Below are 12,962 nucleotides of genomic sequence, written 5' to 3'. Positions count from 1 at the left end.
TTTGATTAACATACACGTTTTTAAGGGATACTCAAAGTGCAACAATTCATGAATTTCGCCACTTGGTTCATTTTGACTAAAAAACGATTCTTATCATTCTTTAAAGATCAATTTAGGGTCTAAATCATGTGTTCATACACATCTATTTCGAGCATGGTTTAATCTTGATTTTAAATCATCTGCACTTATTGAAAATTCAATATCTGAAACCTCAGCTTGCTTAATCAATTCAATAAGCAACTGATTGATGGGTGCTTGAGTGTTGAGTCGATGTGCTAACTTCACCACCTCACCGTTAATCCAATCAACTTCAGTGCTTCGCCCTGCAATCAAATCATCTTGCATCGACGAACGTGCCAACGGATCAATTTTCAGCATTTTACGACTTAATATTTTAAATAAAATATTCGGCAGACTCATGATTTTAGGAAGCAAATGTGCAGAAATTGCAGTCAACTTTGCAGGTTTGATCTGTGCCAAATCCAGTAAATCAAGTGCTTCTTGTTGCGCCATTGCGAGACATTGACGATATTGCAAATTCGATAATTGTGCTTTTAAAGGTAATTTTGATAAGGCATTAATAGAATTATTTAAGTTAAGTAAAACTTTTGCCCATTGCACAGCAAGCATGTCCTGATCAAATACAATATCTAATTGCGATTTCTGAAAAAGTTGGGCTAAATCTTGTTGTTTGGAAAAGTTTTTGACATGAATTGCCCCTGATGTACCTTGATGAAAATGTCCAGATCCCAAGGCAGCCACATTAAAAGGAACCATCCCCGCTAAGATTGTCATATCTGGTAAAAACTGTTTAAGTACAGCAACATTACTTAATCCATTTTGAAAACTCAGGATATAAGGTCTGTGCTTAAGACCAGCATTACTTTGAACGAATATTTTCTGAAGCGCTTTGGCGACTTGTTCAGTTGCCGCTGATTTAACACAGACAAAAATAATATCAGCATCCAAAGCAATACTCGGATCTTGTGATAATTTTAGTTCATTTGCAGGTATAGATAAGTTATTCCCTAAATAATCCGTAAGTTTCAAACCTGATTTGGATAATTCATCATACATGCGTGGACGGGTCATAAATGTTACGTCTACACCAGATGCAGCCAATCGACCACCAATATAACACCCAATACTTCCCGCGCCATAAATACAAATCTTCATCTCAACATCCCTTTAACCAATATATTTCTGTCATTTTTCTGTTTCAACATTTTATCTGAGATAATTGAAATGAACTGTCCACTATCCGACAATTTATAATGTTTATTTCATGGCAATTTGCAATAACGCTTTGCAATCACAATTTACCTAAGTCCACGGAATAAAAATGATAGCGAATATAGTTAAACCGTCTAATAATTCATACAAATATGCCAATGTAAATAATTAATATTTAATAACATTTACACCCACTAGAAGATTTTGATCATTCATTTACTTCGTCCTTTTGAATCATAGATGGACTTGCTATCGTTAGTCGACATGGATGTCGCCATGTTGAGCGGGGGTATGTGAGCAAAAACAAAGCACTGCTTTGCTTGCAGCGCAAGACCCTGTTAAACGAATGATTTTTGTTACTTTTCATCTCTGAAAAGTAAAGTATCGCCTACGCAAAACAATTTAAACTTTAGAAGTAAAGCGTGGCAGTGCAAGCTTTGTCTCATCAAACAATTTATTGACCGCTTTAATTTTAATAATTAAGAGAAATGATATTTTACTGTATGAATTTTTCATCAGATTGACTATACCTTACCTAAATCACTGCCCAATGAAAAACGGCACCGAAGTACCGTTTTAACTACCATTCAAAACAGCATCAAAGTACTGTTCCATATGATTAGACACTCATCTCAGCATGGACACTTTTTCATCGTACCACCAGCACTCGGATAACGAGCATCTACACAGTAACGATGAAAAGTTTTCTCATCCATTGCATCCATATCAGGATGATGCTTTTTCATATGTTCCAAATAGTTTTGATAATCTGGTACACCAACCATCAAACGAAAACTCTGCTGTAAGCGTGTCCATAATGTTGCAATTCTTGACCAATTCTTAGGATTAAAAATTAGATCCTTTTGCGACATGATGGTCATTTTGATGATTTTATAAATTACCATCTTACCACCTTTGGCGAATTTAAGATTCATCTTACTCACCTCACTTATAAGTCAATTAATGCTTTGCAGACGTGACAACAGTTTCTTCAGGGTCAGCATATACTGCAGGCGCTTCATTAACTGTTGGTGTTGGGCTTGCCAATGCACGGCGAATTACCCCAACAGCGGCAACCAACATTACGACCGCAACAATCATAAAGAATGCACACAATGCTGCATTGATCTGATTCGATAAAACAATCGTTTGCATCTCTTCAAGTGTTTTTGCAGGTTTTAAAATTTCACCCTGAGCAATTGCAGCTGAGAATTTATCTGCTTGTGCCAAGAAACCAATCTTTGGATTTGAATGAAAGATTTTTTGCCAACCCGCTGTCATACAAGTAATGAATAAGAAAACTGTAGGTACAATCGTGACCCACACATACTTTTCTTTTTTCATTTTAAATAGAATGACCGTACCAAGAATAAGCGCCATAGCAGCGAGCATTTGGTTACCAATACCAAATAAAGGCCACAAGCTATTGATACCACCCAGCGGATCAACAACCCCCTGATACACAAAGAAGCCCCAGCCAGCAACCGCCACCGCTGTACCAATCATATTTCCAAAGAAGTTATGTGAATTTTTAAGTGCAGGAACAACTATACCCACGGTATCCTGAACCATAAAACGACAAGCACGTGTACCCGCATCAACCGCAGTCAAAATGAACAAAGCTTCAAATAAAATCGCAAAATGATACCAGAACGCCATCATCGAACGATTATTAAAAATATCCGTGATGATATGTGCCATACCAATTGCAAATGTTGGTGCACCACCAGTACGAGAAAGAATGGTACTTTCGCCAACTTCTTTAGCCAGTAGACTTAATGTTTCAGGCGTCACTACGAAACCGAGATTACGTACCGCTTCTGCTGCACTTTCTACAGTTGTACCCAATACTGCTGCAGGCGCATTAATCGCAAAGTAAACACCAGGCTCAAGTACAGTTGCACAAATCATTGCCATAATCGCGACAAATGATTCCATGAGCATGCCGCCATAACCAATGACACGAATATTGACTTCGTTATCAACCAGTTTAGGTGTAGTCCCTGAAGAAACTAAGGCATGGAAGCCTGAAATCGCACCACAAGCGATGGTAATAAATAAGAATGGGAACATTGATCCAGCAAAAACAGGACCAGTACCATCAACAAAATGCGTTACAGAAGGCATTTTTAACATCGGCATGGCAACAATGATACCCACTGCCAAACCTGCAATTACACCAATTTTTAAGAAAGTTGATAAGTAATCACGTGGCGCCAATAGTAACCAAACAGGTAATACTGAAGCTACAAATCCGTAAATGATCAGTGCCCAAGTCAGTTGAGTCCCAGTTAAAGTAAAGAATGGTCCCCAATATGGGTCAGCAGCAACATTACCACCATACACAATTGCAGCCATCATCAAAACAAAGCCAATAATCGACACTTCTGCAATTCGTCCAGGGCGGATATAACGCATATATACCCCCATGAACAAGGCGATCGGTATGGTTGCTGCAATACTGAATACGCCCCACGGACTGTGTGCAAGCGCTTTAACCACAACCAATGCCAGTACAGCAAGGATAATGATCATCACCCCCAATGCACCCAGCATCACTACAACACCAGCAAATGAGCCAAGTTCTTGCTTTGCCATCTCCCCCAATGAACGTCCATCGCGACGTGTTGAGATAAATAGCACCAAGAAATCCTGAACAGCACCCGCCAAGACCACTCCGACTAAAAGCCAAATTGTTCCTGGTAGGTAGCCCATTTGAGCAGCAAGAATAGGTCCAACTAATGGACCTGCGCCTGCGATTGCTGCAAAATGGTGACCAAAAAGCACATACTTATTGGTTGGCACATAATCCAGACCATCAGCTAAACGATGTGCAGGGGTTAACCGTCTCGGATTGAGCTCAAAAACTTTATTGGCGATAAATAAACTATAAAAACGATATGCAATGCTATATACACACACTGCAGCAAGCACCAACCAAACAGCATTGACATGCTCACCTTTACTGACTGCGAGTATTCCAAAAGATACTGCACCAATTATGGCGACAATCACCCAGACCAACTTTGATAAGGGCGATGACTTTGTCTGAATATTTTCCATTAAAACCTCACATCTTGATTACAAAAAGCAGTTCCATTGTTTTTATAAAGCGTAATGCATTTCCGTGTGACTCTTTCCCTGGTGACTCTACTCCTCATTTTTTTGTTTTCATCTAAGACTTTGGATGTAAAACTGGTTTGAATATGTACTATTAGCATGACATCACAATGACTTAAACTATTACAATGTTATTTTTATCATTCTTGTCATATTCCGACTATTCGACTCTACTATTAATTATTCTCAGTCGATCTACGACTTTAGTCGGAAATTTATCCATAACTCGCTACTGTTAACGTCCCTAGTTCAACACAAATTAAAAACAAAAAAAGGGATGATTTTCATCATCCCTCGCATCATCATTGAAAAATGATTAAGCACGCTCTAAGTAGTCACCTGTACGGGTATCTACACGAACGCTTTCTTCTTGCTGTACGAATAATGGAACACGTACTACAGCACCTGTTTCAAGCTTCGCTGGTTTACCGCCACCACCAGAAGTATCACCACGTACACCTGGATCAGTTTCAACGATTTTCAACACCACAAAGTTAGGCGGGCTTACTGTTAATGGCACACCATTAAACAGCATAATCGTACATTTTTCATTTGAATCATCTTTTAACCATTTCGCAGCATCACCCATCGCAACTTTATCAGCAGCAATTTGCTCGAAAGATACAGGATCCATGAAGTTCCACATTTCACCATCGTTGTAAAGGTAATCCATTTCAACTTCAACGATGTCAGCAGCTTCTAATGAATCACCTGATTTGAAAGTTTTTTCTAATACTTTACCAGATTTAAGGTTACGTAATTTTACACGGTTGAACGCTTGACCTTTACCTGGTTTTACATATTCGTTTTCCATGATTGAACATGGGTTACCATCAAGCATAACCTTTAGGCCAGCTTTGAAATCATTTGTAGAATAATAGGCCATGAAAGGCACACTCCAAACTTACTAATTTAAATCTCTAATGTCATGCGATCAACAAATCATCTGATTTGTAATCGGGTCTATTTAACACTTCAAAATCGCTGAATTGCCAACACACCCAGAATGATCACTCTCAACAATAAAGAATGTATTATACATTTTTCGTATTCTAAATGAGCAATACGTCGTGAAGCAATGAAAAATTACCCATGTTCTGTCAGATTGAGGGTAAAATCTCCGATTCATTGTTTTTTTGTACTGATTGACTCTCCTTTCGGTCCGATGTAATGAATCAGCTGTATAGGTTTAGATACAGCTCACAATGTTATTATGTCCAATCTGACAGATTTAATCTGAATAGACATTTGACCCCTTCTCTCCTCCATTGACTATTTATCGCACGTGGCATGTTAAATTATTTATATCAAGAGCAAAATTGGCAATCTCAACTCAGTGATTTAGTGACTGATCCACTCGAATTACTTGAACTTCTCACATTGTCGAAAGAACAATTATTGTCTGGTGCAATTCTTGCGACTGCTCAATTTAAATTACGTGTACCTCGAGCGTTTGTTGCGAAAATGGAAAAAGGCAATCCGTTAGACCCCCTACTTTTACAGGTACTCCCCCATCATCTTGAACTTGAAGAACATGAAGGTTTTGTAACGGATCCATTGGGTGAGGAACAGGCAAATCAAATTCCAGGTGTTTTACATAAATATAGATCACGTTTTTTATTGACCTTAACAGGTGCTTGTGCGGTTCACTGCCGTTATTGCTTCCGTAGACATTTTCCATATCAAGAAAATCTACCTAAAAACGATGATTGGGCGAATATTAAAAACTATTTAGAGCAGCATCCAGAAATTAATGAAGTGATTTTAAGTGGGGGGGATCCCCTGACCTTATCAAATCGCAAACTGGCACTCTGGTTAGAACGTCTAGCATCTCTCAGTCAAATTAAAATCCTGAGAATTCATTCACGAGTTCCTATTGTTATTCCTGAAAGAATCGATGAAGAGCTGGTTTCTTTATTGAAAAACAGTAGGCTACGTGTGATTCTAGTGGTACACTCAAATCATCCAGCTGAACTCGATAATTTGACCTGTTCAAAACTTGCTCACTTGGCAAAACAAAATATTCTTGTGTTGAATCAAGCCGTTTTACTTAAAGGTGTGAATGATTCTGCACAAACACTCGTTGATTTAAGTCAGCGACTTTTTGAAGCACAAGTTTTACCTTACTATTTACACGTTTTAGATAAGGTCAAAGGTGCATATCATTTTGATTTGGGGGCAGAAAAAATTGATCAGATCTACAAGGATGTATTAGCCAGCTTACCTGGATATCTAGTCCCAAAACTGGTTCGAGAAGTTGCGGGAGAAAATAATAAAACACCGCTGTTTGGAGTCACAACCTTTTAAGAGTTGAAACGCTCATGATAAATAAAGAAATTTCTGAAATTTTTCAAAATATCACGGTTCTACAACGAGAAAATTTAAGTTTTGCAAATCCCTCTGTAGATTCTGTGAGCGCATGGGTGGCTACGCTCTCAATCATGCAATTGGGCGACACTTCTGAGTCTGTTTTAAATGCGATTTGTGAAATTGCAGAGCTAAACTGTAGTGAAATGCTCCGTTTTGACCTTATTCAGGTGTTGCACCCGATTACGGAAAGCATTCTATCCAGTTTAGAAAAAAGTATTCTAAATCAAGGGCTTTCTCAAACAGATCGAATTGAGCATATCATTGATTTATCTTCCAGAATTCGTACCTATTTTGCCAATGTTTACATCAATATCGTGCAAAGAAGCCATCAAACATTAACATCGAGTAAATTCTCATTTTTCAATTTTAAACAAAAGAGAAATTTGCAAACTGCTCGGACTTTGGCAACATTTTATGCATTAGAACAATTGGGTTTGTTGCTTGTTCAGCAACAAATGATTTATAGCGGTCCTTTAACCCATCAATGGCTTACTACACACCATTTATATGAGCTCGCTGTTAAAAACCAAGAATTCAGCATAAATATCAATCAGCTACAAGGTACACATTTTACTATTCATAATATCCAACAAGCCTATGCACAAGTTTTACTGTTGGATATTTTCAATACGCATCAAATTCGCCCATCTGAAACTCAGGCATTATATCAATGTACATTTGACTGGGTAAAATTGGTCCAAATCTTACCAAGAGAAACCAGCCTTTCTCGTTATATTGTTGATGGTTCTAAAGATATACCACCGATCTATAACCGCAAACAACATGCAAACTTTCATACATCCTTATATATTTCCACGCAAAATTTACTTGAACATATTAATTTAACCATTCATAAAGAAACTGAATATTTATCGAAGAATGAGCAGATTTATTTATCAGCTGCCTTAAAGTTTCATGTACAAAATGTATTAGGAACAACCATTGAGCGTCGCCATGAACGTTATGAATATTCAGCTCAACTGCAAATCTGCTTTAGTTTACAAACAGCACATTTTTATCTATCTAAAGCTAAAAATTTCTATGAAACCCTCAACCTCAATAACAATTATGCTTTTCAGTCTGAATCAAATATTCATTCCTCTATTTCGACAGGTTCAAGTACGGGATCTAATTTAAGTCAAATTAAAAGTTTGGACCGAGAAGCCAAACAAATTTATCAAGCACAAGTACTCGATATTAGTGTCAACGGTTATCGTATTCGCTGGTCAAATGAAGCCCCTCGAAATCTAAGAACGGGGGAATTTATCTTGATCAATGAAAGCCTGAACAATAAATGGAAAGGTGCAATCATCCGCTGGATTAAACAATCGATCCAGAAAACTTATGAAGTCGGTTTAGAGGTTTTAGCACAGGACATCTACCCTTGTGCAGTAAAGGTTCCTGCTGATCGCTCAACGATTAATTACCATCCATGTCTCATGGTACAGGTACCAAATCTAAATGAATCAAATACTTCAATTATTTTGCCAAACTTGCCTTTTTTTAAAGAACAGCAAGCAATTTATCTGCGTTTAGATACTGATGAAATTAAGGTGTATTTAACGAAAACGTTGTTAATTACTCAAAGTTTTGTTCAGTTTGAATTTGAGTTGATCAATGATGAAGAAAATCATCGTATTGAACAATTCATTCAACTCCAATCAACCAATTTGAATAATCAAGATGTATGGGAAGCTTTAAAGTGAGAAATTTATTATTATCGAAAAAATTAAAACTCTCGGAAACTAGATTACTTATTATTGATGACAATCAAATTCGCTATAATGAAATTATCAGTTTATTTCAAAGCAAAAATCATCAAGTACAGGCGATTTTACTTGATGAGTTAAAAAGCTTTGAAAAACAACTTAATACATCGTGGGATTTAATTATTTTTGGTCGCGCTTATGATATTAAGATTGAGCAAGCGGTCACCCTTATTCAGGCTTCTGCGGAAATTGATATCCCTGTTTTATTGCTAAAACCTGAAGATTATCAACATAGCCAATATCAATCATATATACAAAAAGGTATCTATGATGTTGTAAACCTAGAATATACTGAACGTTTTTATATCAGTTTAATTAGAGCACTCTCCTATAGCCGCACACTACAAAGCAAGCAACATTTATTGACAGATCTTGAAAGTGCAAAAAATCAGGCACAAGCTTTGGTGGAAGAACAACATAAAGCTGTCGCACTGATTCAAGAAGGTATTCACACTCAAGCCAATGATGAATATCTAAAATTATTCGGTCTAAAAGATGAAAATGAAATCATTGGCTTACCTTTATTGGATATTTTACAACCTCAAAATATCAACGATTTCAAACAACGTTTTAAAAAGATTTCCCAAGGACAATTTGATTTAGCCCGTTTTGAAATCGATACACTCAATAAAAATGCCAAATCTGAAAATCCTTTGAAGATTGAATTTCTTCCATCCAATGAAGAAGATTGTATTCAAATTACCATTGAAACGCATTCTGTCTCTCAAAAAACATCTACTCAATCCAGCGAATCGAGCAAAAAAGCGATTAGCCCTGTCGTCAACAGTTTGCAACAAATCCAATATGCGCTGATTAATCAACCCGCCAATGCCAATGCGCTGGTATTATTTAGTTTTGCAGCTTGTCCTGATCATATTTTGTTATCCAATTGGAAAACTGCGATTCAGTATTTAGATGGCTTTAAAAGTTTTATTAAAGAACAGACCAATACAACAGTCTATCAAATTGACATGTTGCTATATGCGGTGATTTTACAAGCAGAATCAGATGCCATTTTAGAGTCACGTATTCATGGTCTACAAGCTTTAGAAAAACCTCAATTACTTGAAATTGATGGGACGACTTATCCATTAAGCATCAAAATTGGTTATACCAACATTCAACAAAATAGCTTTAATGAAAGCAACTTTAGTGATGTTTTAGAACAAGCCTATGATCATCGTCTAAGCAAAAAAGGCTCTGTTTCTGAACAACAATTAACAGCAACATTACAAGATACTAAAATTGAATTGTCTTTAGTTGAACCTACTTCAACTCCTGTAGAACCTCTTCAACTTGAACGCAACTCACTTCAATTAGAGCCAAAGCCGCAGCCAGATCCTGCACCAACACATCAAGATACTGCTGCCCAAGATATACAAGCCAAACCAATTTTCAAAAATGCACCGATCCTAGAACAGATCATGCAATCTCTCGACAAAGGTGAAATTCAGCTTAAATATCAACAGCTTTATGATAAACATGATAGTAGTCTTAATACTTATGAAGTCACCAGCGGTTTTATTTTTGAAAATCAATGGAAAAAAGTCAGCAATTTAATTGAACTCGATGACGATATTGAACTATCTATTAAACTTGATCGCTGGATTTTAGTGGAAGCCTGCAAGCAACTTCATAACTTTATTACTCAATATCCACAAGCAAAATTAATTGTTAATTTGAATCGGCATGTATTATTCCACGATAAGCAATTTCCAGAGCTTATTTCTAAACTCCTAACCATTGTTGGCAGCCGTCAATCACATCCATTGATTCTACAGTTTGACGAAGAAGATATTGCAAAAAGTATTCTCGAGACACAAAAGCAATTTGCAATTCTACGCGACCACGGTGCTGAGATTTCAATCCGTCGCTTTGGCTCAAGCATTTCCAGCGAAACGATATTAAAACAATTAGATGTCAGTCTATTAACGCTGGATGAGAAATTCACACAGAAGCTAAATAGTGATACGACCATGGCTCAATTTCAGCAGACACTTGAAAAGTATCAAACCATTAAACCTGTGGAAATGCTGCTTAAAAACCTGAATGATATGAGTTTATTCGCAAATGCTTGGAATGTTGATGTTCGATTCTTACAAGGTGAATATTTCCAGAAAAAACTCGACCATCTAACCGATGTTCAAGATCAATAAATAATGCTTATTTAAGATTGAGTATAGGGGTTCAATACTCAATCTTTTATACATCAATCTTTCATTGATCATAGACACAAAAAAACGGGCAAAAGCCCGTTTTTTATGTTTTGTCGTATTAACGCTTAACAGAGCGTGACATACCAGCAAAACGTTGTTTGAACTTATCGATACGACCGCCAGTATCAACATTCTTCTGTTTACCAGTATAGAATGGATGGCAAGCTGAACATACGTCTAGGTAAATCGTTTCTTTACCTAAAGCAGAACGAGTTTCGATAACGTTACCACATGAACAAGTAGCAACTAATTTTTCGTATTTTGGGTGAATATCGGCACGCATGGTCGATTCTCCTAAGTTAAGAAAGGTTTAGCTGTCATCGCAATTAACCACTCTCAAACATCTAAAAAAGCTTTGAGGAAGGCTGAACATCTTCAGCAGGTTAACACCACAACAGACCATTTCTTTTGGCCCACCGAGACTATAAGTGTCAGAGCTAAGCACAACAAGTGGGCAACATTATACGTGATAAATATTTCGATTGCGATCTATTTTCAACAATTTGATTAAATTTACTCGCCTGAATGTTGCTGTTTAGACCAATAGTTTGCTATGACTCCACAGACCATTAACTGAATCTGATGAAAAATCATGATCGGCAATACGATCATACCTAAGGGTTGACCAATAAATAAAATTTGTGCCATCGGTACACCACTGGCGAGAGTTTTCTTCGAACCACAAAAGAAAATAGAAATTTGATCTGCCTGACTAAAGCCCAACCACTTTGGAATGTATAAGGCTAATAGCATAATCGCAGTCAATAAAACCGAGCAAGCCAATACCAAATAGATTAATGTCGTTAAGCTGACTTGATGCCATAGCCCCGCAACAACTGCCCCACTGAATGCGCCGTACACCACCATTAAAATAGAACCTTGGTCAAAAACTTTGACAATTTTTGGCTTTTTTTGCATTAAAGGAAATACATAAGGACGCAAAACCTGTCCAAGAATAAAAGGCACCAACAGCAATAAGGTAATTTCAATGATCGATGAAGTTGGATCGTAATTGTGCTTCGATTGTCCAAATATAAACAAGCTGACTAAAATTGGTGTAATAAACATCCCGATTAAATTTGAAAATGATGCACTACATACTGCTGCCGCCACATTACCTTTTGCCACCGAAGTAAATGCAATGGATGATTGCACCGTGGATGGTAAAAAGCACATGAACAGAAAGCCCCAATACAATTGTTGACCCAATAAAGGTTCAAGTACGGGTTTAGCCATCAATCCCAATACAGGAAATACAATAAATGTGATCGCAAAGACCAAAGCATGTAATTTCCAATGCAGAATACCTTCAACCACAGCTTCACGAGATAGCTTTGCCCCATGTAAAAAAAACAAAACTGCAATTGCGATTGTGGTAACTTTACCAAAAATAGCGGCTGCTTGACCTGAAATGGGTAAAAATGAAGCTAAAAGCACCATTGCTACCAACAGTATTGTAAAGCGATCTAATGCCAATAGTTTCAACATTTTCATAAGCAACTTCCTGTATTTAAAATATGAAAAAGCTCAGTAGTTTAATTTTACTTTGAGGTAAAATTCAATCTTACTGAGCTCCAAAAATAAAGCTACTAATTTGGCTAAATGTTCACTATTTATTTACGACACATATCAACTTAATTTAACACACTGTTAGGTGATTAATTGTTTCTTGCATTTTGATCTTGTTGGATTAATTCAATTTTATAGCCATCTGGATCTTCAACAAAGGCTATTACAGTTACTCCCCCTTTCATTGGTCCAGCCTCACGCACGACATTTCCACCACGTGCTTTAATCTCTTCACATGCTTTATATGCATCTTCAACTCCAATCGCAATATGTCCATAAGCATTGCCTAACTCATAGCTTGCAGTGTCCCAGTTATGAGTGAGTTCCAATACAGTATTATGCTCTTCATCACCATAGCCGACAAAAGCAAGGGTAAAACGCCCTTCTTCATAGTCACGTTTACGAAGTAATGTCATACCGAGAACTTCAGTATAGAACGCCAAAGACTGTTCTAGATTGCCTACGCGTAACATGGTATGTAGCATGCGCATGATTGATTGTCCTATTAAATCAGATATTGCCTGTCAATATAGGCAATACTGTTCGATTTTTCAATTTTTACCAATTTAGCAAGATTAAAGCACATATCAGATGAATGAAGTTTGACCACAAACTGACTTTTTTACTGAGTCCAGCCTCAAATGAAGTTTTGCTTTGCCCCTTAATTTAAACTTCCATACGGTAT

General features: G+C 37.1%; 10 protein-coding genes. 3 read left to right on the top strand and 7 right to left on the bottom strand.

Annotated features, from left to right (window positions below):
• Positions 1-132 precede the first annotated feature (132 nt).
• From I9192_RS09015 to efp, 4 genes are all read right to left on the bottom strand, one after another.
• Complete coding sequence (locus I9192_RS09015; RefSeq protein ID WP_005029563.1) at positions 133-1,176, bottom strand: 2-dehydropantoate 2-reductase; 1,044 nt, start codon at positions 1,174-1,176, stop codon at positions 133-135.
• 689 nt (positions 1,177-1,865) lie between these two features.
• Positions 1,866-2,168, bottom strand: a complete 303-nt coding sequence (locus I9192_RS09010) for a YbdD/YjiX family protein (RefSeq protein WP_005029565.1) — start codon at positions 2,166-2,168, stop codon at positions 1,866-1,868.
• 25 nt (positions 2,169-2,193) lie between these two features.
• Complete coding sequence (locus I9192_RS09005) at positions 2,194-4,296, bottom strand: carbon starvation CstA family protein (protein ID WP_005029566.1); 2,103 nt, start codon at positions 4,294-4,296, stop codon at positions 2,194-2,196.
• Positions 4,297-4,669: 373 nt separating this feature from the next.
• The gene (gene efp, locus I9192_RS09000) at positions 4,670-5,239 is read right to left on the bottom strand and encodes an elongation factor P (RefSeq protein WP_004831207.1); all 570 of its coding nucleotides are present in this window, start codon (positions 5,237-5,239) and stop codon (positions 4,670-4,672) included.
• A 404-nt stretch (positions 5,240-5,643) separates the two neighbouring features.
• Here efp and epmB point away from each other — a divergent pair, with 404 nt between their 5' ends.
• The 3 genes from epmB to I9192_RS08985 are packed head-to-tail and all read left to right on the top strand — an operon-like array spanning position 5,644 to position 10,648.
• Positions 5,644-6,660, top strand: coding sequence for an EF-P beta-lysylation protein EpmB (gene epmB, locus I9192_RS08995; RefSeq protein ID WP_004831208.1), 1,017 nt, complete (start codon positions 5,644-5,646; stop codon positions 6,658-6,660).
• Positions 6,661-6,674: 14 nt separating this feature from the next.
• Positions 6,675-8,429: a GTPase gene (locus I9192_RS08990; protein WP_151959917.1), complete on the top strand. Its 1,755-nt coding sequence runs from the start codon at positions 6,675-6,677 to the stop codon at positions 8,427-8,429.
• Positions 8,411-10,648 carry an EAL domain-containing protein gene (locus I9192_RS08985; RefSeq protein WP_200150348.1) on the top strand — a complete coding sequence of 746 codons (2,238 nt, stop codon included), beginning with the start codon at positions 8,411-8,413 and terminating at the stop codon, positions 10,646-10,648. The genes I9192_RS08990 and I9192_RS08985 overlap by 19 nt, the downstream gene beginning before the upstream one ends.
• 118 nt (positions 10,649-10,766) lie before the next feature.
• Here I9192_RS08985 and rpmE read toward each other — a convergent pair whose 3' ends face one another.
• The 3 genes from rpmE to gloA form a co-directional block, all read right to left on the bottom strand.
• Positions 10,767-10,991, bottom strand: coding sequence for a 50S ribosomal protein L31 (gene rpmE, locus I9192_RS08980; protein WP_004831212.1), 225 nt, complete (start codon positions 10,989-10,991; stop codon positions 10,767-10,769).
• 230 nt (positions 10,992-11,221) lie between these two features.
• The gene (locus I9192_RS08975) at positions 11,222-12,202 is read right to left on the bottom strand and encodes a bile acid:sodium symporter family protein (RefSeq protein ID WP_200150347.1); all 981 of its coding nucleotides are present in this window, start codon (positions 12,200-12,202) and stop codon (positions 11,222-11,224) included.
• Positions 12,203-12,366: 164 nt separating this feature from the next.
• Positions 12,367-12,768: a lactoylglutathione lyase gene (gloA, locus tag I9192_RS08970; RefSeq protein ID WP_004831214.1), complete on the bottom strand. Its 402-nt coding sequence runs from the start codon at positions 12,766-12,768 to the stop codon at positions 12,367-12,369.
• Between the last annotated feature and the right edge of the window lie 194 nt (positions 12,769-12,962).

The sequence above is a fragment of the Acinetobacter bereziniae genome (genome assembly GCF_016576965.1).
In the GTDB taxonomy this organism is placed as follows: Bacteria; Pseudomonadota; Gammaproteobacteria; order Pseudomonadales; family Moraxellaceae; genus Acinetobacter; species Acinetobacter bereziniae.
The sequence above is the reverse complement of the archived record's forward strand: the minus strand, read 5'-3'. Positions and strand labels throughout refer to the sequence as shown.